This window comes from Maribacter polysaccharolyticus (assembly GCF_028882255.1).
GTDB lineage: Bacteria > Bacteroidota > Bacteroidia > Flavobacteriales > Flavobacteriaceae > Maribacter_A > Maribacter_A polysaccharolyticus.
Genome location: NZ_JARBUY010000001.1, coordinates 793,430 through 817,056, shown reverse-complemented (window position 1 = coordinate 817,056; position 23,627 = coordinate 793,430). Strand labels below are relative to the sequence as shown.

The following is a 23,627-nucleotide window of genomic DNA, read 5'->3' as shown; positions in this document are numbered from 1 at the left end:
TACATGAAAAACATAATCTATTTTACGATTGCATTCGTCCTATTCGGATGTAAGAATGCTAAGGAAAATATTCCTGCTGCCAACAAACAGGATTACGTCATGGTAGATGCTAAAGTAAAGGTTTACCATAAAGATGGCACAAGGAGCTATAAGGACTATCAACCATTTAAAACTAGGACGGTCGATTTGCTTCCAGATTTTAAAATCAAAGCGGAACCATCCAAGTTAAGCATTTATGGAGGTTTGTTAGATCGTAAAATAGATGGGGCTACAGGATTTTTTCACGTAAAAAAAATAGGTGACCGTTGGTGGGGGGTAGATCCTAAAGGTTATGCTTATTTTAATATTTCGTTGAACAGCATCACTATAGGTAAATCGGAAAGGAACAAGGCCGCATGGAAAGAAAAATTCGGTTCCAAAGAAAACTGGATAAAAGAAACCGTTCGGATGCTTCAAAATAATGGTTTTAATTGTGCGGGCTCATGGTCGGATGTGGAAGCTATCGTTGAAGCCAATAAAACACTTGAAAAGCCTTTTGCCTATACGGTAAATTGGAATTTTATGGGTAGTTATGGACGTAAGCGTGGGGGTACTTTTCAACAACCAGGGCATACAGGCTATCCCAATGATGCCATTTTTGTTTTTGACCCAGACTTTGTGACCTTTTGTGACGAGCATGCCAAAAAGTTGTTGGCGTATAAAGACGACCCTAATTTGTTCGGTCATTTTTCAGACAACGAAATGCCCTTCAAATTTAAGGCATTGGATAACTATTTGGCACTGCCAAAAGAGGATCATGGTTATAAAGCAGCCATGAATTGGTTAAGAGTGCAGGGAATAAGTGTAGAAGGGATAACTGATGCACATAGGGAATCTTTCATGGCCTATGTTGCCGATAAATACTTTTCGATTGTGTCAAAGGCCATTAAGAAATATGACCCTAATCACATGTATATAGGGGCACGTTTTTATGCTGATGAAAAGAACCATGGAGCGTTTATGAAAGCCGCTGGGAAATACCTCGATATCATTTCCAATAATTATTATAATCATTGGACACCCGATACCGCTGATATGGCTAATTGGGCAACTTGGTCACAACGGCCATTTATAGTTACCGAATATTATACCAAAGGGGAAGATTCTGGAATGGGTAATACCAGTGGAGCAGGGTGGATCGTGAGAACCCAAAAGGATAGAGGACTTTTTTATCAGAATTATAACCTAGGCTTATTGGAGTCGAAGAATTGTGTCGGGTGGCACTATTTTAAATATCAGGATAACGATCCCATGGCAAAAGGTGTTGATCCTTCCAATGTGGATGCGAACAAGGGGATTGTAAATAATGAGTTTGAAGTCTGGACGCCGATGATGGATAAAATGAAGACCCTGAACACTAATGTTTATGGACTTATAGACTACTTTGATGCCAATGATAATTAAACTTATACACTCGAATAGAACGTTTTTATACGGTTGTCTTATTGTTTTTTTTGGAGCAGCGGCATGTGTGTCTGTTCCTAAGATGAAAAAGTGGGATGATGGTACCTTCGTTCGTGAGGCCAACAATCCTGTAATTTATCAGGGTATGAAAGGCTTAGAGGGCCATGTAGGTGAAAATATAAATGGCCCTTCCGTAATAAAAGTGCCAAAATGGATAGAAAATCCTTTAGGTAAATTCTATATGTACTTTGCACATCACCATGGGAAGTATATTCGGATGGCATATTCCGATACTCCTGAGGGTCCGTGGACCATATACGAGCCCGGTGTACTACATTTAAGTAATACGGCCGCTTTGAGCCATATTGCTTCTCCGGATGTATTGATAGACGAGGAAAACAAAACGATTCGGATGTACTTTCATGGGCAGACACCGAATAAAGGAGGGCAGAAGACATTTTTAAGTACCTCAAAGGATGGATTGGGATTTAAGGCATCGGATACTATTTTAGGGCCATTCTATTTTCGCGTTTTTAATTATAAAGGATATTATTATGCTTTGGCTTCCGGTACGTTTTATAGGTCCCGGGATGGTATTTCACCCTTTGAAAAAGGAGCGTCTATCCTACCAAGGGTCAGGCATACGGCTTTGACCGTAGCCGGCGATAATTTGGTGGTGCTTTACTCTCGAAAGAATGATGCCCCCGAAAGGATCCTGAAATCAGTAGTGGATCTTTCTGATGGTACTTGGAAAAGCTGGACCGCTAGTCCGCCAGAGGAAGTATTACGACCGGAAAAACCTTATGAAGGTGCAGGGTTGCCTATAAAAAAATCGGTAAATGGGTTTGCTAAGGAAAAGGTACACGAATTAAGGGATCCAGGACTTTTAATAGACAATAACGATGTCTATTTGTATTATTCCGTTGCTGGTGAATCGGGTATTGCGGTGGCTAAACTTGTTAAGGCCAACCGATGAATTGATTATATCGGTATATCCTATCTGTGGCGTTTTGTTGAAATTGAAAATCAAAATGAAATAGTAATAAAAGTAGAAAAAAATGAAACGGTTTATCATGTTTTTGCTGGGTGTATTCTTTTTGGTTGGTTGTTCTTCTCCTAAAAAAATAGAGGAGGTTTCCAAGCCGAACGTACTTTTTATATCCGTTGACGATTTAAATGATTGGGAAGGGGCACTTAATGGCTATCCCAAGGCAATGACTCCCAATATGGACAAACTTTTTAATGAAGGGGTGTTGTTTACCAATGCCCATTGTTCGCAACCTGTTTGTACGGCTTCAAGAAATTCCTTGCTTAGTGGTATCCATCCTACCACCTCAGGTTGGTACAGCTCTACCGGTAATATGAAAAAAAATTACGATACCGTAATGGCCAATCATAAAATGTTGCCCGAACATTTTAAGGACAATGGCTATAACACCTATGCTACGGGTAAAGTGTTCCATAGCGGCGAATCGGATTACAAAGATAAAACCAATGATTTCTGGACCGAATACTCACCACATTTTTGGAACAACATGGAACCCCATATAAAAGAAAATGGATTTGGTTACAGAGGCACTATGTTTTACCCTTTTCCTAAAGGAGGCGGACAACTTGTGCAATTATACGGCGAAGACAACATCATTGAAAACTATAAGGATACCAACCGGTTTTATTCACTTTGTGGTGGGCCCTTAGAAGATGAAGACATTCCTGAAAAAGGCATGTACGACGAACAAATTGCCAATTGGGCCGTAAATAAACTTAACCAAAAACAGGATAAACCGTTTTTTATGGCCGTTGGTTTTATTCGTCCTCATGTACCCTATACGGCACCTAAAAAGTATTTCGACATGTATCCTATTGAAGATATTGTATTGCCAGAAATACCAGAAAACGAAATGGAGGATATTCCAATTATGGGGAAAGCTATTGCTTATGGTTATACCCCCAAAGGAGGATGGGGCGATGTATCGGCTAAAAAAGAAATCTTACCGGAACTCATACAATCGTATTTGGCCTGTGTTACTTTTGTTGATGAGCAAATAGGAAAGGTTGTTGATGCTTTAGAAAAAAGTCCTTATGCAGATAATACCATCATTGTCCTATGGTCTGACCACGGACAGCATCTCGGCGAAAAACGTCATTTTAGAAAGCAAGCCCTTTGGGAAGAAGCCACCCGGGTTCCTTTATTCTTTAAAGTACCAAACAATAAAAGCAACGGACAAAAAAGCCATCAGGTGGTTAGTCTTTTGGATATTTATCCAACCTTATCAGAACTTTGCAACCTTCCAGAATTACCTAAATTAGAAGGAGAAAGTATAGTCCCCCTAATTAATGCTCCAGAAACAGAATCAGACCGATCTGTATTAACTACCTGGTATTATGAAAACCACGCTGTACGAAGTAATGATTATCGGTATATACGTTATAGGGATGGTGGGGAGGAATTGTATGACCATACCACAGATCCCGGTGAACATATCAATCTAGCGGCGGATCCAAAATATGCCAGTATTATCGAAGAACATAAAAAATGGTTGCCAAAAACCAATGCCATACCCGCAGGTGCAACAGAATGGAAAGGGGATAAATTGGATAAACGTGTCCAAGAATGGATCGATAACGATTCTATTCCAGTATGGTTAAGATGAATTATTGGAACAATAGACCTCATAATAGATACGCATGACCCTATGAAAATAGCTGATGTCCATGATAGATTGGTTTTAGGTGTGTTTTTCATTCTTTCACTTATACCATTTCAAGGTTTTTCCGGAAACATTATAGATACCACCGACTATGCTTATTGGAGAAAACTGGCAAGGACTTCCGAAATGTTCGGAGCCATGAAAACCAGTGCCCTGGAAACGGCTAAAAAAGCAGGTTCAAGCCGGGATGTTTTGGGGGCAAATGCTTTGGCCTATATCCTCGACCCGGAGAATAAGGCCACCTACATAGCCAATATTCAAAATAAGTTCGAAACCAGAATTCGGTCTATGAAAATCGGGACCGGTGCTGCTACTTCATCTGTTCCTTCACATGAATTGTTTTATGCCGTTCTGGCTCTCGATGTTATTAGGGATGACATAGATCATGCGGTACGTTCGAAATATGAGGGCTGGCTTGAGGAGAAAATAATGGCATTATACATCGGGAAATGGGATCCCCATGCTTGGGCCATGCGCATGTTGTGGTACAAATACATGGGGGATGAAGCCAAGTTTCATGTAGCGAAAAAAGAGTTTGATCTTGGACTAGCAGAGCATTATATGCCCAACGACGGGGTTTCGCCTGCAGGTAACGGATACTGTGTGCAACGGTGGAACTCCATTGAACGTGCAGCAAAAAACACAACACCCGATATTATGGAATATATGGGATACAACGAATATTACTCAAACCCGGGTATTATTGGGCTAAAGGAATTTATGTATGGTTATGCCGTAGCTCCCTTTGGACGAATTTTACTCTATGGTGATTCTCGGAACACTGAAAGTCAGAAGCCGTGGGATATTGAGGATGGAAATATCATTTTGTCCCCTCATATCGTATCGGCTGCCCGCTTTTCGCCCAAGGCCTACAAATATGCGATGTGGGTATTACGGGAAGGCGCTGGGGTTTCCGAGGGAAGCATAAAGGGGCTCTTGCCCAACTACATCATTATGGCAGGTACTGCTACAAATAATAATCCCCTCGAATTTAATACCGACGATGCGGAATTGGCTCCCAGTTTCTTATTTAAGAATTATGCTGCTTTAAAATCCAGAGAACCGTCAACCAATGCGCTTTATATGAGTATGCTGAATTTAACGGGAAATACAGAATACCATACCCATTATGAAGTCAATGCACTGGCCATGGCAGGATATGGGGAGATATTGTTGCGAAATGCTGGGTACGACGGACCAAATGTGGATGTAACGATAGATGGTGTAACGGCCACTTTCGATTTTATGCATTCAGATTCGGAATCTGCGAATACTGTGATGATAGGAGGAAAAAGACATGCCTCAAAAGTGGGTGATGGTATTGTTGAAGGACTTGTAGGTCAGGATGTGGAATATTTTAGGGGCTCCAGTTCAAGTGCTATTGCTGGAACCCATCTCAGGGATGTTGTTTTTGTGCAAGCCTCAAATGGTGTTAACCCCTACTATCTTGTTTTGGATCATGTAAGTACCGAAAATGCCGGAGATAATGTTAATGTTGTATGGCACCCCAATGCAGCAACTTTAAATACAATTCAATACGCTGCAGAATACTTTTCTGAAATCAAAATGGAAAAAGGTAATACAGGGCCCCGCTTGTATGCTGAAAATGAAGCAACATTGACAACCTTTTTAGGTACGGCTCCAGCCTCAGTAGAAATAAAGAGAACCGCAAATCAGGCAAGGTCGGGCTATGGTTATGCCGCGGATTATATGTATGTCAATTATAATCCGATCAATAAACAAGCTAGCATTCTTACCGTTCTTTTTCCAGGAGACGGCACCCACAAAACAGGAAATTTCACAAGAATCACGGCTGATGATTATACTGGTAATGAAATTACCCAAGAACACGTTGTCGATGTTGCACTTACTTCTAATGGTTACGCTAAAGGACAATATGGTTCAGAAACGTTTCAAGGAGAAAATATTCTGTACAGGAAAGCCTCTGGAAAATTCATCTCCTATTTTGTAAAAGGTACATTATTCAAATCAGGACAGGGGATTCAAACCGGTTTTAAATCGGAAGATCCGGTTGCTCTATACATGAAAACTGCGATTGAAGGGAAAGGAATTAGTGGTAAGATTATTTCTTCCGGAACAAAAGTGACCTTTTTCGCTTCAGGTATTTCTTCGGTAAAACTAGATGGAAGAAGTATTCCCTTTGTTAATTCAGGGGCAAATCGGGTTAGTGTTAACGTACCCGAAGGAACGTATGGGATTCAACTACTGTAATGATTTTCAAGAAATAATCCATAAAGGATAGTAATGTGATAAGAACGAACAAATAACGCCAAACCAAAAAATGAAACACTTTAAAATAAGCGTACTATTATGCATTGGCCTATTATATCAATGTAAATCAACCGACAGTACGGCCAACAGCGAATCGAACAAAATGGAGCTTTATTTATTGATCGGCCAATCGAATATGGCAGGTCGTGCAGCCATTGAGGAACAGGATCGGGATACCATACCCAACGTGTTCCTTTTTACCGGAGATGCCGAAAAACCATGGGAAAAAGCAGCTAACCCGCTTAATGAATATTCAACGGTAAGAAAGAAGTTGTCATTGCAAAAACTTGGCCCAGGCTACAGTTTTGCAAAGGAAATGGCCAAAGCAATGCCAGGAAAGGAAATTGGGTTGATCGTAAACGCAAGGGGAGGGACCTCCATAGAGGAATGGCACCCTGGAGACTCCCTTTATAATGAGGCTGTGAGTCAGGCTAAAAAAGCAATGGAATTTGGCGTGTTGAAAGGAATTGTTTGGCATCAAGGGGAAGCAAATGTTTCCAGATATGATAAATACATGCCTAAAATCGAGTTTCTGATCGCTTCATTACGGAAAGATTTGAATGATCCGGATTTGCCGTTCGTGGCCGGGCAACTATCAACCGATAAACCAAAGCGCATCAATTTCAACAAGATGATTTTAGAATTGCCAAATACGGTTGAAAATACCGGAGTAATTACTTCCGAAAACACCGAAACCATAGATAATACGCATTTTAATAGTGCTGGTCAAAGACTTTTAGGGCAGCGTTACGCAAAGGAAATGTTGAGATTAATAGAACTTAAATCACAATAGAAATGTATAAAATGAAATTTGATCAATTAAGGATTTTTGTGTGCTTTGTCCTGTTCACATCATTGTTTTCATGTGGGCAAAACACTAAAAAAGCGAACAAGCAAGGGGCGAACGTACAAGAACGCCCTAATATTTTGGTGATACTATCCGACCAGCATTCGGGTAGGGTCATGACCCAAACAGGATACGAATTCGTAAAAACACCCGGTATCGATAAATTGGCCGAAGCGGGAGTAACCTTTACCCGTAGTTATTGTACTTATCCGGTTTGTATGCCCTCACGTGCTTCCTTAATGACCGGGTTTATGCCAAGTAAAAGTAATGCCGACCTAATGGCCTACAAATCATTGGGTAAAACTATGAATGAAGCAGGTTATGAAACCGCCTATTTTGGTAAATGGCATGTGTCAAACACTAAAATCAAGGATGTTCCCGAATGGCATGGTTTTGAAACCTATAAAAGGGAATACAATGATTCGAAGACGGCTCAACTTTCTATGGAATTTATTGAACAAAAGCACGATAAGCCATTTTTTCTGGTTACTTCACTGTTAAATCCACACGATTGTTGTGAGTTGGCACGTAATATTTCAGGATTGGGGGACGATTATCACGATGGCCCGGTTGAAGAGGACATGGATGTACTCCAATGTCCACCATTACCCGATAATTTTAATATTCCCGATGGGGAAGCCGAAGGATTTTATACCAGAAGAACACCGGATTCTACCGACAAGGTGAATTTTGGAAAGCACCCTGTCAAGTATTGGTCAGAAGAAGAATGGCGACAGTATATATACGGTTATGATCGCTTGGTCGAGAAAATGGACAATCATATTTTAAGTATTGTCAATACCCTCGAAAAGAACGGACTCTTGGAAAATACGATCGTTTTTTATACTTCAGATCATGGTGATGGGCATGGCTCACACGAATGGAATCAGAAAATGAATTTCTATGAGGAATCGGTCAATGTACCTTTTGTGATTTCATGGAAAGGGCATACCAAGGCCGGTGTTATTGATACAAAGACATTAACGACGAGCGGATTGGATTTGTATCCTACCCTATGTCAATTAGCAGGGGTGCCCATTGACGGGGCATTACCCGGTGAAAATCTAAAAGATTATGTGATTGAAAGTGCAGAAAAGCCTGTAAATGCCAGGAATTATGTTGTTTCAGAGATTATCCAGAAAGAGAAAAACAAATCAGGAGGTCGGGTTTTTGTAGGAAGAATGGTCGTGACCGAACAGTATAAGTACTTCCTTTTTGATGGCGGTGAAAATCCAGAACAGTTTTTTGATCTGAAAAATGACCCGCAAGAGCTTAAGCCATTGATCGATTCGAAAAAACATCAAATAGAAATCACTCAACACAGGCAGATGTTGAAGGATTGGATTATTAAAACATCGGATGACTTTCCCATTGAAAATATTCCCTCATAACAACAACCATGAAACAATTGATCACGTGCTTTATACAGCTCTTTAGTGTAATACTATTAGGTCAAACCACCTATTTTGTTGATGATTTGATGGGAAACGATGCCAATACGGGGATCAAGGTTGAGGCTCCTTTGAAAAGCTTGGCTAAAATCAATCGAATTGATCTTCAACCTGGGGATTCGGTTCTTTTTAGAAGAGGAGGACAATGGGTCGGCAACTTGGTTCCACGTGGTAGCGGTGCCCTTGAAAATCGAATTGTCATTGGGGCCTATGGTTCAGGGGAAGCTCCTGTATTGAATGCAAAGGGCAAAATTGCCCACAACGAAAACGTATCGTATACCATCCGATTGTTCAATCAGGAATACATAGAAATCCGCGACATGAAAATCAAGAATCATGTCCCTGCTGAATCACCCCGAAAACTTGTTCTGAAAAATGCGGTAGCATATGTAAATGCGCCAAAAATGGGCATTTATATCGAAGGAAAGGATTGCGGAACGTTGCATGATATACAATTGGTCAATTTAGAGATTTGCGATGTTAATGGGGATATGAGTACCAAACATAATGGAGGTGTTTTTGCGGAAATCACCTGGAATGGGGAGGCTGCCAAAAGGGTGAAATCGAATTTTGATGGGTTGTACCTTGAAGGTTGTTATATTCATGATGTCGACAGGACGGGATGGTCCAATATTTCTGTTTGGGATAATAGGTCTTTGGTTAGTACTTGGGGGCAAACCTTGGCGAACGGTAAATCCCACAATTGGTATCCAAGTTTAAACGTTGTTATTAGAAATAATAGATTCGAAAAATGCGGTGCGAATGCCTTGATCGTTAGGGTGGCGAAATCGCCTTTGGTTGAATATTGTGTATTTACGCATAATGGTTTAAAGGGTAGTGGAAATGCTTCATTCCCTTTTAATTGTGATGATGCGCTTTTTCAATATAACGAAGCTTCCTTTACCTTTTATAATACCGCAGCAAATAGTTGGAACCACAAGCCCGATGTGGATGCAGGTGGATTTGATAGTGATTGGAACTGCAAGAATACAGTTATTCAATATAATTATAGTCATCACAATGGTCATGGGGGCATCCTTATTTGTTGTGATGGGGGCAGTAAGACAAGTTTTAACGATGGTACTATAGTCCGTTATAATATTTTTGAAAGTAATAACCATCATGTCGTAAGGAATTCCGGTACAACGACCAATACAAGCATTTATAACAATGTTTTCTTTTCCGGGATGGAAAATGACTCCGTTCAGTTGTTGTACCATAAGAATTGGGGCGGATTTCCGGATACAACTACTTATAAAAACAATATTTTCTATTCCTTGGGTAAAGGTAATTTCTTCGAATTTGGGGAAAGCACCAATACGGTATTCAAAGCAAACACCTTTTATGGTGACATAAAAAACGAACCTAAGGATTTAGGGAAGAGTAAAAAAAATCCCATGTTTAAAAGCGCGGTTGCTTCAAAAACGAATTGGAAATCGTATTTGAGGTTTATGCTAAAGACAGCATCTCCGGAAGTGGACAATGGAGTCGAAATTGAAGGTTGTCCCATGAAGGATTTTTTAGGCAACCCCATAATCGGTAAACCGGATAGAGGCGCTTTCGAATTTCAACATTAATAAAATAGATTACAATAATGAATACAAGATTATGCATTTTACTTTTTACCTTGTTATCGGTTTGTGGTGTTTCATCCCAATCTAGACAGAGCTTCAGCATCAATAATGATTGGACGTTCCATAAGGGTGATTTGAATGTTATTGAAAACGGGGGTGTTCAAGGTATTTCTTGGGGGAATATTGAAGAATGGGAAACAGTGAACTTGCCACACACCTGGAATAACTTGGATGCTATAGACGATGAGGCTGGGTATTATAGAGGTGTTGGGTGGTATAAAAAAACCATTTTCATAGAAGAGGAGGGTCAGCATACAAAAACGCTGATTTATTTTGAAGGGGCTAACCAAGTCGCCGATCTCTATGTGAATGGTTCATGGGTAGGGCAACACAAAGGCGGATATACGAGGTTTCATTTTGATATAACCCCATTTTTAAAAATCGGTCAAGACAACGTATTTGCCATTAAAGTAGATAATAGCCATAATACGGACATACCTCCGTTATCGGCGGATTTCACGTTTTTCGGTGGTATTTATCGCGATGTATTTCTTATAAAGATGAATGATGTCCATTTTTCAATGGATGATTTCAGTTCTTCAGGGATTTATATTACGACTCCTTCGGTTACCGAAGAAAAAGCAAAAGTTGAGGTCAGGTCTTTGTTGAGCAATGGGACCGATCGAAATATAACGGTAGACGTTTCGCATCGTATTGTGGATCGGGAAGGTAATACCGTTCTTGAGAACAATCAACGTAAAAAGCTAGCTAAAAGCCATAAGAGCATTTCTGTTTCACAGGAAATGATCATCGGAACCCCTAATTTATGGTCACCTCAAAATCCATATTTATACAATATCATCTCTCGTATAAAAGATGCCAAAACGGGACGGGTCTTGGATGAATCCATACAGCCTTTAGGATTGCGTTGGTTTGAATTCGACCCAAAAAAGGGTTTTTTCCTTAATGGAAAATATTTAAAATTGATAGGGACCAACAGACATCAGGATTATAAGGAAAAAGGCAATGCCCTATTGGATGAGATGCATGTGCGCGACATTCGATTGCTTAAGGATATGGGAGGTAATTTTTTACGTATTTCCCATTATCCACAGGATCCTACGGTTTTGGAAATGTGCGATAGATTGGGCATCATCACTTCTGTAGAGATTCCTATTGTAAATGCCATTACCGAATCGGAGGAATTCACCAAAAATTCCCTTTTTATGGCAGAAGAAATGGTGAAGCAAAACTTTAACCACCCCTCTTTGATCATTTGGGCTTATATGAATGAGGTACTTTTGAGATTGCCCTATAATCAAAAAACGGAAAAGGAACGCTACCGAACATATGCGGATAACGTAACTGAATTGGCCAGTGAAATAGAGCTACATATCAGGGAATTGGATCCAAGTCGTTATACGATGATTCCGAACCACGGGGCGATAAGTAGGTATAAAGATGCAGGTTTGACAGAGGTACCCATGATACTCGGTTGGAACCTTTATCAAGGGTGGTATTCAGGAAAACTATCCGCTTTCGATGAAAATCTGGATGAGCTTCATAGTCTCTTTCCTGATCAACCCATTATAATAACCGAATATGGGGCCGATGTGCACCCAAGACTTCATTCTTTTAACCCGGAAAGGTTCGATTATACGGTGGAATACGGGAATATGTACCATGAACATTATCTAAAAGGAATAATGGAGAGGCCTTATATTGTAGGTGCCAATATTTGGAATTTGAACGATTTCTATTCAGAATCGAGGGGGTATGCTTTTCCTAGGGCTAATTTAAAGGGAATTACCACCTTAGATCGGGAGAAAAAAGACACTTGGTGGTTGTACAAGACATTCTTATCCAAAGAACCCATTGTAAAATTTGGCCAGAATCAATGGACTATTCGAGGAGGTGTGGCCGAAGCGGGAAAGAACTTTTGTAGGCAGCCGTTAACTGTTTATTCCAATGGGGAATCCGTGGAATTGTCACATAATGATACCGAATACAACGCTAAGGTGGTCGATCATATAGCTCGGTTCTCAGTACCGTTTGTCAATGGAAGAAACAAATTTGTAGCAAAGAGTACCATTGGTTCAAAAGTGTATACCGATGTTCTGGAGGTCGATTTTAGGTTGGCACCGAATAAATTTTTAGATTTCAATGAAGATTTTTATTCATTGAACATACTTCTTGGTACCCAAAGAATGTACGAAGATAAGGTAAAGGACATCGTATGGATACCTGAACAGGAATATACTATGGGAAGTTGGGGCTATGTTGGGGGCCAACCATTTCGACCCAAAACCAAATACGGTAGTTTACCAAGCTCCGATTTGGATATTTTGGATTCGGAGAACGATCCGATCTATCAAACACAGCGAGTTGGGATTAAAAAGTTTAAATTTGATGTTCCGGAAGGGAAATATACCGTTTCCTTGGGATGGGCAGAGTTGCAATCCGATATTGAACATGAAAAATTGGTTTATAACTTAGGAAACGACAAGGTTTCAGAAGTTGTTTCGGACCGTATTTTCAATGTATTGATCAATGGCGCCTATGTGGAGAAGAATTTAAACCCCACAGAGCGGTTTGAGGCAGAAAAAGCGGTCATGAAAAAATATACGGTATTGGTAACCGGTAAAGAAGGTATACAAATAGATTTTGAGGCGATAAAAGGTAATCCGATATTGAATACGATTCAAATCAGGAAACGATCTTAAGACCGGTCAAAGGATTGACCTTGATGGTAATAGGCTGGGGAATCATTTTGTATATAAGTGTAAAAATAAGATCATAGGATAAAAATGACTAATTTAATTATAAACACAAATGGGTAAAGTAGTAGTATTGACCGGGGCTGGCGGTGTCTTATGCAGCACCCTGGCAAAAGCCATGGCAAAACAAGGACACAAAATCGCGGTTTTGGATCTAAAGAAAGAAGCGGCCGAGAAGGTGGCGAATGAAATTATTGCAGCAGGAGGGACGGCCATCGGGGTCGTTGCGAATGTTCTGGAAAAGGAGTCTTTGGAATCCGCTAAATCGGAAGTCAACAGTAAATTGGGAAGCTGTGATATTTTAATCAACGGAGCGGGCGGTAACCATCCGTTGGGGACAACCTCAAATCCACATTTATTGGAAGAAGACCTGTTGAATACTACCGAGGGCTTTAAAACATTCTTCGATTTGGATACCAAGGGCATCGAATTCGTCTTTAATCTGAATTTTATCGGCACCTTATTGCCAACTCAGGTTTTCGCAAAGGATATGGTAGGTAAAAAAGGCTGTAGTATTTTGAATATCTCATCAATGAACGCCTTTACGCCCTTAACGAAAATCCCGGCCTATAGTGGGGCAAAAGCTGCGGTTTCGAATTTCACCCAGTGGTTGGCGGTCCATTTTTCAAAAGTGGGCATAAGGGTAAATGCCTTGGCACCGGGGTTTTTCTTAACGGATCAGAATAGGACTTTGTTGACGACCGAAAGCGGAGATCTAACGCCAAGGGGAAATACCATAATCGACCAAACCCCAATGGGACGGTTTGGTGAACCTGAAGATTTAATCAGTACGACCCTTTACCTTTGTGACGAAGCATCTTCGTTTGTTACGGGCGTTGTTATTCCCATCGACGGAGGATTTAGTGCATTCAGTGGTGTTTAATAAGTTTTAAATAGAGAATAATGGAACAGACATGGCGTTGGTACGGACCCAAAGACCCCGTATCATTATCGGATATAAAACAAGCAGGTGCTACCGGAATCGTTACGGCATTACATCATATCCCTAATGGGGAAGTATGGACGGTCGACGAAATAAATAAACGTAAAGGGCTTATTGAAACGGCCGGACTCACATGGAGTGTTGTGGAAAGTATTCCTGTGCATGAGAACATTAAAACTCGATCTGGGAATTATAAGACCTATATCGAGGCCTATAAGAAAAGTATCGAAAATTTGGCGCTTTGTGGCATCCATATCGTATGTTATAATTTCATGCCGGTTTTGGATTGGACTAGGACAGACCTGGGGTTTGAAGTTGAGGATGGCTCCAAAGCCCTACGTTTCGATGTCGTTGCCTTTGCGGCTTTTGAACTTTATTTATTACAACGACCGAGGGCAGAGGCAGGGTATTCTGAAGAGGAAAAAGCTGCAGCCAAAGCTTATTATGAAAAACTTTCCGATACCGAAAGGCAACAATTGGTAAATAATATTATTGCAGGATTGCCAGGAGCGGAAGAAGGATATACCTTAGAACAGTTCCAAACCATTCTGGATACGTATAAGGATATTGATGCCCAAAAATTAAGGGGGAATTTAGTTGATTTCTTAAAAGAGATCATCCCCGTGGCAGCTAAAAACGAGGTGTTGATGTGTATTCACCCTGATGATCCACCGTATCCCATTTTAGGCCTACCCAGGGTAGTAAGTACAGAGGAGGATTATGCCTTTTTGTTTTCGGAAGTTCCCGATAGGGCCAACGGAATCACATTCTGTACAGGCTCTTTAGGTGTACGGGCCGATAATAACTTGGTGCAAATTTTCAAAAGGTTTGCGGATCGTGTCCACTTTTTACATTTGCGAAGTACAAGACGTGATGAAAAAGGTAATTTTTACGAGGCCAACCATTTGGAGGGCGATGTGGATATGTTCAGCGTAGTAAAAGAAGCGGTAATTGAAGAAAGAAGGCGAAAGGCACTGGGAATGAAAGATGCAATTATTCCGGTACGTCCAGATCATGGCCATCAAATGCTCGATGACTTACATAAGATAACCAATCCAGGTTACTCCGGTATCGGTAGGCTAAGGGGATTGGCCGAGTTGAGGGGACTGGAATTCGGTATTTCCAAAAGTTTGGTATAGCTAAATTGATTTGAAGGGGTTTTAATCGTAAGCCCCATTTCGGTTATCCAAAACTAAACCTCGTTCAATTCCATAGGCGACGAATATGTTGCCAAGGTCTTGAACGGGGTCTTTTTATATTCATGGGCTATATTATCATTAAAATCGGTGCCGATCCAATGGGCAACTCGCATTTTAATGTTCAAATTCCTCGATTTCATTTAAGAACTCCATGGCTTTTCCGGTTTTCGTTCCGCTCAAAAAACCAATGGTTTTCCGAACCCAATCAATATGCATGTTCTTATAGCTTAATTTGTTGAACAACCAGCTGACCGGAACGATGATTACGGCATTGAAAACCAGATATCTTAGGACGAAATCTTGGTCTAAGTGGGGATAAAGGTCAAAACCAAGGAAAACATCAAGGGCCACCAATGCATAGGCCCACCAAATGGGGGCTGAAAGAAAAATCAATTTTATAAAAAGTAAATTATGGGAGTTCACCAATTCGATTTTCTTTCTGATGTCCACTAAGGGCTTTGAGAAATCAATTTGTTGCAATAACGCTACTTGCCCAATGCTTCCGGTTAAGGCAATCAATGCAAATACCCCGACGATACTGCCGCTAATGGCCAAATGGGTATGGGACCAATGCGATACTACATAATTACCCAAAAAGAGTACCACGATACCGAAAAAAAGGAGTTCGATACCTCGATAAATAAGAATGATCCGGGTTTTCTTTTCCGACTTTTCCAGCTGTATGCGTTTTAGGGCTTCTTTGTTCAATTGTATACTGCTGTCCAATTTCGCATCGTAGGCTTCCAAAATTCTTTGTAGTTCATTTGTTTCCATAATCTGTATTTTTTTCAAATTCCTTTTTTAGTTTAATTTTTATGCGACCGATTTTGGTTGCCACATTTGTTTTTGAAATACCCAGGATCTCAGCTATTTCTTCGTGTTTTTTACGATCTAGGTACAACAACATCAAAGCTTTGTCCAGTTCTTTTAGGTCATTGATGAATTGCTGAAGCAATTTCAGGTTTTGATCCGATTCCAATTCCCGTTCAAGGTTGTTCTCCCCATAAATGAAAATGGATTCTTCATTATAATAATCACTTTTCAATGACCATTTTTTCTCTTTTCTATAGAATGAAATGGCCACGTTCAATGCGATGCGGTACATCCATGTCGAATATTTGTAGTCTGTATTGTATGAGTCGAAGGCACTCCATAATTGGATCATGATCTCTTGCTCCAGATCTTTGCGGTCAGCATGGTTGGGGCAGTACGAATTCACGATCTTATAGATGATTTTTTTGTGCTCATCGATCAATTTAATAAAGCTGTCTTTTTTACTTAGTGGCATGGTATTATATACTAAGGCTATTGTAATGTATGGTTATTTATTCAATAAAATGGGGCTCAAGGCTTCCCTGTTTGGGGAATGATGATTGCCGATGTTCCCATGGGCTGCGATAATGTCCGGTACATGATCGTTTAATTTTTATCGTTTGGTATATGATTCGTGGAATTTGGAAAAAATCACACCTTAACCGTATTTTTTTTATTTCATTGGATATGGAGTGTAAATTACCCGATCACAAGCGGGTAAAAGTTCTGATGATCCTTTAAAGGTTCTATATTTCCATTTGTTCCGGTTATTCATAAAAATTGGTATTTTTAAGTGCATTTTTCCCTTATTCTGGGAAAGTAACCCTATTCAGGCTCGTGAAAACCACTTTTAATTCAAAGTCCATCGCAGTATTACCTTTTGTGAATATCGGAAAGCCCGAGAACGAGTATTTTTCAGATGGGATTTCGGAAGAGATTATCAATGCCTTGACAAAAATCGAAGGCCTTAAGGTGACCGCCCGTACATCTTCATTCTTCTATAAAAACAAACAATTGGATGCCCGACATATAGGTAACGAACTCGGGGTGGAAACGCTTCTGGAAGGGAGTGTAAGGATCATCAATGAGCGTGTCCGTATCTCATCCCAATTGATCCGTACCGATAATGGTTTTCATATGTGGTCGGAACGTTTTGATCGTGACCTTTCCGATATTTTTGAACTACAGGATGAAATCAGTCTGCTGATCGCCGATAAAATAAGGGAGAATTTCGGTCATTTTGATGTTCAGGAGCACTTGGTGGATGCCCCAACGAAAAATATCGAGGCGTATAAACTGCTGCTGAAGGCACGTGAACTTCGAATGCGGTGGAATTCCAAAGATGTAAAGGAAGCGATTACCTATTTGGATCAAAGTATAACGCTTGACCCTTCTTATGCCGATGCATATTTGGAAAAAGGATGGTGTGTAGGTATGTTGGCATCTTGGGGTTATTTGGAACGGGAACCCGGACTTGAGGAAGCAAATCGGTATATAGATATTGGCTTGAAATTGAATCCGGATTCGGCCATGGGCCATTACGTGAAGGCCACGATCAGTTTTTGGGGATATTGGAATTATAAGGATACTTACGAACATTTACATAAATCGATAGCAATCAACCCTAATCTTTCCGAAGTGCGGGATGCTTTGGCCGATTGCTATTCCGGTATGGGACGGATTGACGATGCCCTGGCCACCAATGAATTGGCCTTACGAATAAACCCATTATCCGCAAACCTCCATTTTACGAAGGGGAATATGGTGTATTTTAAAAAAGACTATAAACAGGCCATTTTACTTTTTGATAAGGCCCTATCATTGACCTCCACGTTTCCATTGGCTTTGGAGATGAAAGCGGCAGCCCTTATTTTGGACGGTCAAAAAGATACGCTGTGGGATTTTGTCCAATCAACCCCCCAGTTGGAACGCCCAAAAACCTACTTGGCTATTTTTGACCTTATGCACCAAAAGGGTTCTTTTAATATTACGGATGCGGAACTTGCCCAAGAGCGGGAACATTCAGAGGTGAAGAATTTACGTTCGTGGGACTTATATCTTGAAGTTTATAAAGGGCATCATGAAAATGCCATGAACATTCTTGAGACAAGGATTGCGGAAAGGTCGGGACAATTGTTCAATTTCAGGAATGACCCTTTTTTGGAACCCATACGCACTTATGCGAAATACCAGGAAATTGAGGATGCTGTGTTCAAATCCTTTGATTTACCTGAATTGGCTGTAGTATCGGGAAAAAAAGTGGATTCGTCCCCATTTACCGCCGACCAACTGAAAACCTATGCCAATGCAATTGAAATGGTCATGCGGGATGATAAGCGTTTTACCGATCCTGAGCTCGGTTTAAAACAATTGGCGGCAGATATTGATCTGCATCCGAATAAGCTTTCCTGGTTATTGAACAATCATTTTGGTAAGAATTTCAACGACTATATCAACCAATACCGCATCAAGGAATTCCAACGACTGGCCCTTGCTCCCGAAAACAGGAACATTACCTTATTGGGACTGGCCTATGATAGTGGTTTTAACTCCAAGACCGTTTTCAATACCTTCTTTAAAAAGGAAACGGGCATGACCCCAAAACAATGGGTCAAGGCCAATTCTTAAGGGTGTTCTCCTTCATGGCGTGGAATAAAGTTCGGTATTTCAATTAAAATGTTCCGATTCATAAGTTCGGGCGTTTCGCCCTAGCTTCATTTTCATCTTTGTCCCATCATTAATCTAAAAACAATCGGACAAGATGGGAAATCAATTTCTAGTATTCATGGCAATGGTGTTGATGGCATTGGGAGCCACTGCACAAGAAACCTATTTGGATGTGGTCATCAACTACACGCCAACCTCGATGGACTTCGGTGAAAACAATAAAGCGTTAAAAGATTTTAAAGAAGGGTATTGGGGCCTTCAGGTAGGGGCATCCTTTCAAATGGGGGTTACCGATTATTTTTCGGTGGTTCCCGAATTGTACTTTGTAATGAAAGGTTCGCGCCTGGAAGACAATAACCCGCTTACCGGACAGGAAACCCGTTTTCGCTTTAATACCTTGGATTTGCCGGTAATGGCCCGACTACATGTATGTAATGTGTATCTCAATGCAGGTCCCGTAGTCAGCTATAACTTGGGGGGCCGTGTAAAAACCGAAGCCAATGGGACTTTATTGGGTGGTAAGGAGAAGATGGACTTCGGTACCGAAGCAGATACCTACAGCAGGTGGGATGCCGGGATACAATTCGGTTTGGGGTACGAATTTCAACTGAAGCGATCAAGGTTACTCCTTGATCTGCGCTACCATTATGGTATGGTCGATATGGGTAATGGAACGGATATCTACAATCGTTACTTTAACATGAATGTCCTTTTAGCGAAGAAATGGAAAAAAGATCCACTGGCCAAAGCAAGGCAAAAGGATATGGCATTGTGGGGGGAGGCCGATAATCGACCATTTGCTGCTCACAACAACTAAAAACAACGGGTTTATTCATCATGAAATCAATCAAATCAACCGCAAGGGTAGCAGGAGCATTGTATCTTATTCTGATCCTTTGCGGTATTTTCGCGGAAAAGTACGTACGCACCACCATAGTGGATGTGGTCGATGGCGGTAAGACCATTGAGAATATAACGGAGAATGTATTTCTGTTCCGTTTGGGTTTTATCAGTGACCTATTCATGCTATTGGCCTATTTTTTATTGCCAATGGTATTGTACCGTATTTTTAAGGATACCCACAAGTGGATGGCCCAAACAATGGTCTTGGGCGTTTCTGTGGCCGTGGCCATCCTGAGCACTAATATGCTGAATCATTATGCGCCACTCCTATTGATTCCAGAAGAAGGTTTCAATTCAGTACAATTGAAGCAACAGGTGCTTTTTTATTTAAGGTTACATAAGGAGGGCTATCATATTGCCCAAGTATTCTTCGGCTTTTGGTTGTTCCCCTTGGGGTATTTGGTCTACCGTTCGAAGTTGTTTCCCAACCTCATAGGAATACTGTTGATGGTAGGCTGTGTAGGGTATTTGACAGACTTTGTGATCCATTTTCTTTTTACCGATGATGCCACCTTAACTGCTTTTATTACCCTTCCTGCCGATTTGGGGGAGTTTTCACTTTGCCTCTTCTTATTGGTTAAAGGGGTGAAAGCCAGAACTTTTTAAAATTGTCCCGAATCATAAAACCGAACGACCGGCATCCCTTTTCATTGAATATTTGCATCAAAATCAGTAATCATTAAAAAAAACATCATTATGAAACTTTTGACAAAAGAGTCGCCCACCGTATCAAGAAAGCATCTGATATTTTCAAATTTTAGGGATAGCAAACGTGTCCGTTGGGCCCAATACCGGAAACACGGTTATTGATATGCACAACGCATTGTATTCATTAAACCAGTAACGTCCTGTACCATCACGGCCATTTAAAAATGGGTACAGGATAAAAATGCCAAGAATCATAAATACCGACAATCATGACAACATTAATTAAATTCATCATCTCAACACTTATTACGGTAATGCTTTTATCCTCCTGTACCAATGACGATCGGGAGGATATCGTTCTTCAGGATCCATCCGGGATTACATCTGCTACAGCGCTATCTGCTTATCTTGATGCCATGGCAGAGCAGGAAAACGTTCCGGGATTTGCGGTCAGTATCGTAAAAGATGGAACCATTGTATACCAGGAAGCCTTTGGTTATGCGAATATTGCCGATCAAGTGGCCTATACGAATCAGACAGTAACCCAAATAGCCTCGGTAAGTAAAACATTTGTAGGGGCGGCTGTGGCCAAGGCCATAGCGCAGGGGTATTTTACGTTGGAAACCGATATCAACGATCTGCTGCCTGTAACGGTTACGAATCCCAAACAGCCGGATGCGGAAATAAAAATCAAGCATTTGGTAACCCACACTTCGGGACTATTGGACAACCCCCAGGTATATTTGGCCCATAACTATTATATTTTACCCGGGGAGGATACCTCAACCGCAGGTGCTCACATTTTAATGGATGATCTGGGGATGCAACAGCGGGAAAAGTATGCCCTAAGTGAATTCTTGTCCGAATACTTTTTGGAAGATGGCGCCATGTACGATTTGGATAATTTCGCGCCTATCGAACCAGGAGTCTCGTGGTCCTATTCCAACTTGGCAACCGGTTTGACCGGACTGATCATCGAAAATGTGACCGGACAATCTTTTGATACGTATGTTAAGGAGCATATTTTGCAACCCTTGCAAATGAATGCCTCTACCTATGCTATCGAAGCGGTTGATATGGAGGAAATGGCCACGGCTTATATCAACGATGCCACCCCTTTGCCATTTTATGCCAACGATTCTTACCCCGAAGGTGGCCTGTATTCCACCAATGAGGATATGGGGAAATACCTGTTGGATATGGTCAATGGGGTCAATGGGGCTTCATCCACTCTATTTTCACAAGCCGGGTATGCCAACCTGTTCAATGCCCATCTCGAAAACGGAATCGTTCCCAATGATTTTGCTGAAAACCACGGACTTTTTTGGTACATGAAAGACGACAAGGTAATGCATGGTGGTAATGATCTTGGGGTTTCAACACATTTGGAGCTGCATGGGAACGGCAATTCGGGATACGTTTTCCTTTCGAATATAGACGCCTCTTTTAACGGGAACATGCAGCAGTACCAAAGCATTTTTTCGAAAATAGACACGGCTATCGGGCAATTTTTACAGGCAGATTGATCCCCGATGACCTATCCCCTATATATGTGGGGAGAGTGACCCCATGGATTTTTGGTTCTCCTTAAATGGTAAGCTGCCATATCACGATCTTGGACGTAAATAAGCTTTTTAAGTGTAAAGGGAAATTCCCTTAAAGGCATAATTTATACAATAGGTAATGGTCAATGGTCATTCCATGTAACCTAAATACAAAACAATGAAGGCAATTAAAACTAAGAATACGGTCTTATTGGCAGGTGCAACCGGATATCTCGGGAGACATATCGCCAAAGAACTCCAAATACGTACTTTGCAAACCAAAATACTGGTTCGTAATACAAATAAAGCGAAAGGGCTCAGTTCGGAATCGGCTACGGTAATCAAAGCAGAAGTTACGAACCCTGAAACCTTAAAGGGGCACTTTAACGACGTGGATACGGTAATTTCAACCGTTGGGATTACCCGTCAGAAAGACGGACTTACTTATTGGGATGTGGATTACCAAGCCAATGTTAATTTGTTAAAGGAAGCCATGGCTTCCGGGGTAAGAAAGTTCATCTATGTGTCTGTTTTGAACGGTAACCTTCACCGAAACCTTAAAATCCTGGAAGCCAAGGAGTCATTTGTAGATGAACTGGTAACTTCGGGATTGGAATTTACCATCATTAGACCCAATGGTTTTTTCTCCGATATGAAGGATTTTTTAGAGATGGCCCAAAGGGGAAAGGTCTACCTTTTTGGTAGTGGGGAACAAAAGTTCAATCCCATTCATGGGAAAGATCTTGCCATTGCCTGTGTCGATGCCATCGAATCCGACCAAACCGAAATCAATATTGGGGGACCGGACATCCTAACCCAAAACGAAGTGGCCGAAATGGCCCTGACGGCTTGCGGAAACCCTGTCAAAATATCACACTTGCCCCATGGGTTACGAAAATCTATCGTTTGGATATTACGTACCTTTACCTCTTCAAAGACCTATGGCCCGATAGAGTTTTTCCTGACCTTGATGGCCGAAGATGCGATCGCACCAAGATATGGAAGTCATCGGTTGGGTACTTTTTTTCAATCGGAGATGGATACCATAAAAAAGAAATGACCAAGTACATCGGAAACAGTCGGGTATTGGGTTGCGTAATTTCATGTACTCGGTAGTTTCACCCCTTCTTCTTATATTCAATACTTCAATAAAAATTAAAACAACAGCTATGGGTATTCCAGATAAAAACAATCCGTTTCCCCTTGTGGGCTATGACCGTCTTTGCTTTCTAAAGAATATGATCAAAAATCCGAATATCAGTGTAGGTGACTATACGTATTATGATGATTTTGAGAGTGTTGGTAATTTTGAAAAAAACGTCAAGTATCATTTTGATTTTGTGGGCGATAAATTGATAATCGGTAAATTCTGCATGATTGCCTCTGGGGTAACCTTTATTATGAACGGTGCCAATCATTTGTCGGAGGCCATTTCATCGTATCCCTTCGCCATATTCGGGGGGGATTGGAAAGATGCGATGGCAGGTAAATCGTATCCGTCAAAAGGGGATACGGTCATTGGTAATGATGTCTGGATAGGATATAACGCGACCATAATGCCTGGTATACAAATAGGCGATGGGGCCATTATAGCAAGTAATGCAACGGTAACCAAAAACGTGGAACCCTATTCGATAGTGGGCGGCAATGCGGCAACATTGATTCGAAAGCGCTTTACAGCGTCCGAAATAGAAGCTTTACTGCAATTGAAATGGTGGGACTGGCCTATTGGGAAAATAACCCGTTATGCTTCAACTTTAACGGGCAATCGAATCCAAGAGCTTTTAAAAAGCATTAATGGGTAAGGGGATCTAT

General features: G+C 41.0%; 19 protein-coding genes. 16 read left to right on the top strand and 3 right to left on the bottom strand.

Features of this window, described 5'->3' with window-relative positions:
- Positions 1-3 precede the first annotated feature (3 nt).
- The 10 genes from PHU20_RS03645 to uxuA all read left to right on the top strand — a co-directional run bounded on the left by PHU20_RS03645 (position 4) and on the right by uxuA (position 15,177).
- Positions 4-1,443 (top strand): hypothetical protein, encoded by a 1,440-nt coding sequence (locus tag PHU20_RS03645; RefSeq protein ID WP_274823980.1) that lies wholly within the window; start codon positions 4-6, stop codon positions 1,441-1,443.
- Positions 1,433-2,419: a glycoside hydrolase family protein gene (locus PHU20_RS03640; protein WP_274823979.1), complete on the top strand. Its 987-nt coding sequence runs from the start codon at positions 1,433-1,435 to the stop codon at positions 2,417-2,419. The genes PHU20_RS03645 and PHU20_RS03640 overlap by 11 nt, the downstream gene beginning before the upstream one ends.
- A gap of 82 nt (positions 2,420-2,501) precedes the next feature.
- On the top strand, positions 2,502-4,097 hold the full coding sequence (locus tag PHU20_RS03635; RefSeq protein WP_274823978.1) for a sulfatase: 1,596 nt from the start codon (positions 2,502-2,504) through the stop codon (positions 4,095-4,097).
- Positions 4,098-4,139: 42 nt separating this feature from the next.
- On the top strand, positions 4,140-6,386 hold the full coding sequence (locus PHU20_RS03630; protein WP_274823977.1) for a hypothetical protein: 2,247 nt from the start codon (positions 4,140-4,142) through the stop codon (positions 6,384-6,386).
- 70 nt (positions 6,387-6,456) lie between these two features.
- Positions 6,457-7,239 (top strand): sialate O-acetylesterase, encoded by a 783-nt coding sequence (locus tag PHU20_RS03625; protein ID WP_274823976.1) that lies wholly within the window; start codon positions 6,457-6,459, stop codon positions 7,237-7,239.
- Between the two features lie 11 nt (positions 7,240-7,250).
- Positions 7,251-8,684, top strand: coding sequence for a sulfatase family protein (locus tag PHU20_RS03620; RefSeq protein WP_274823975.1), 1,434 nt, complete (start codon positions 7,251-7,253; stop codon positions 8,682-8,684).
- Positions 8,685-8,692: 8 nt separating this feature from the next.
- Entirely contained in the window at positions 8,693-10,321 is a 1,629-nt protein-coding gene (locus tag PHU20_RS03615) for a right-handed parallel beta-helix repeat-containing protein (protein WP_274823974.1), read from the top strand.
- A gap of 17 nt (positions 10,322-10,338) precedes the next feature.
- The gene (locus PHU20_RS03610) at positions 10,339-13,041 is read left to right on the top strand and encodes a glycoside hydrolase family 2 TIM barrel-domain containing protein (protein WP_274823973.1); all 2,703 of its coding nucleotides are present in this window, start codon (positions 10,339-10,341) and stop codon (positions 13,039-13,041) included.
- 109 nt (positions 13,042-13,150) lie between these two features.
- The gene (locus tag PHU20_RS03605) at positions 13,151-13,978 is read left to right on the top strand and encodes an SDR family oxidoreductase (RefSeq protein ID WP_274823972.1); all 828 of its coding nucleotides are present in this window, start codon (positions 13,151-13,153) and stop codon (positions 13,976-13,978) included.
- 20 nt (positions 13,979-13,998) lie between these two features.
- The gene (gene uxuA / locus PHU20_RS03600) at positions 13,999-15,177 is read left to right on the top strand and encodes a mannonate dehydratase (protein ID WP_274823971.1); all 1,179 of its coding nucleotides are present in this window, start codon (positions 13,999-14,001) and stop codon (positions 15,175-15,177) included.
- A 53-nt stretch (positions 15,178-15,230) separates the two neighbouring features.
- On the opposite strand, the gene PHU20_RS03595 is transcribed toward uxuA, so the two are convergent.
- Genes PHU20_RS03595 through PHU20_RS03585 form a run of 3 tightly spaced genes read right to left on the bottom strand, consistent with a single transcriptional unit; the run spans position 15,231 to position 16,525 of the window.
- Entirely contained in the window at positions 15,231-15,362 is a 132-nt protein-coding gene (locus tag PHU20_RS03595) for a hypothetical protein (RefSeq protein ID WP_274823970.1), read from the bottom strand.
- Positions 15,352-16,011 carry a hypothetical protein gene (locus PHU20_RS03590; RefSeq protein WP_274823969.1) on the bottom strand — a complete coding sequence of 220 codons (660 nt, stop codon included), beginning with the start codon at positions 16,009-16,011 and terminating at the stop codon, positions 15,352-15,354. Before PHU20_RS03590 ends, PHU20_RS03595 begins: the two co-directional genes overlap by 11 nt.
- The gene (locus PHU20_RS03585; protein ID WP_274823968.1) at positions 15,998-16,525 is read right to left on the bottom strand and encodes an RNA polymerase sigma factor; all 528 of its coding nucleotides are present in this window, start codon (positions 16,523-16,525) and stop codon (positions 15,998-16,000) included. Before PHU20_RS03585 ends, PHU20_RS03590 begins: the two co-directional genes overlap by 14 nt.
- Before the next feature lie 362 nt (positions 16,526-16,887).
- On the opposite strand from PHU20_RS03585, the gene PHU20_RS03580 reads away from it, so the two are divergent.
- The 6 genes from PHU20_RS03580 to PHU20_RS03555 all read left to right on the top strand — a co-directional run bounded on the left by PHU20_RS03580 (position 16,888) and on the right by PHU20_RS03555 (position 23,617).
- A complete protein-coding gene (locus PHU20_RS03580) occupies positions 16,888-18,678 on the top strand; it encodes a helix-turn-helix domain-containing protein (RefSeq protein ID WP_274823967.1) in 1,791 nt (596 codons plus the stop codon).
- 133 nt (positions 18,679-18,811) lie between these two features.
- The gene (locus PHU20_RS03575) at positions 18,812-19,534 is read left to right on the top strand and encodes a porin family protein (protein WP_274823966.1); all 723 of its coding nucleotides are present in this window, start codon (positions 18,812-18,814) and stop codon (positions 19,532-19,534) included.
- Between the two features lie 20 nt (positions 19,535-19,554).
- Complete coding sequence (locus tag PHU20_RS03570; protein ID WP_274823965.1) at positions 19,555-20,226, top strand: DUF4386 domain-containing protein; 672 nt, start codon at positions 19,555-19,557, stop codon at positions 20,224-20,226.
- A gap of 311 nt (positions 20,227-20,537) precedes the next feature.
- Positions 20,538-21,794 (top strand): serine hydrolase domain-containing protein, encoded by a 1,257-nt coding sequence (locus PHU20_RS03565; RefSeq protein ID WP_274823964.1) that lies wholly within the window; start codon positions 20,538-20,540, stop codon positions 21,792-21,794.
- Between the two features lie 196 nt (positions 21,795-21,990).
- On the top strand, positions 21,991-22,872 hold the full coding sequence (locus tag PHU20_RS03560) for an SDR family oxidoreductase (protein ID WP_274823963.1): 882 nt from the start codon (positions 21,991-21,993) through the stop codon (positions 22,870-22,872).
- Positions 22,873-22,981: 109 nt separating this feature from the next.
- On the top strand, positions 22,982-23,617 hold the full coding sequence (locus PHU20_RS03555) for a CatB-related O-acetyltransferase (protein ID WP_274823962.1): 636 nt from the start codon (positions 22,982-22,984) through the stop codon (positions 23,615-23,617).
- Positions 23,618-23,627: the final 10 nt, after the last annotated feature.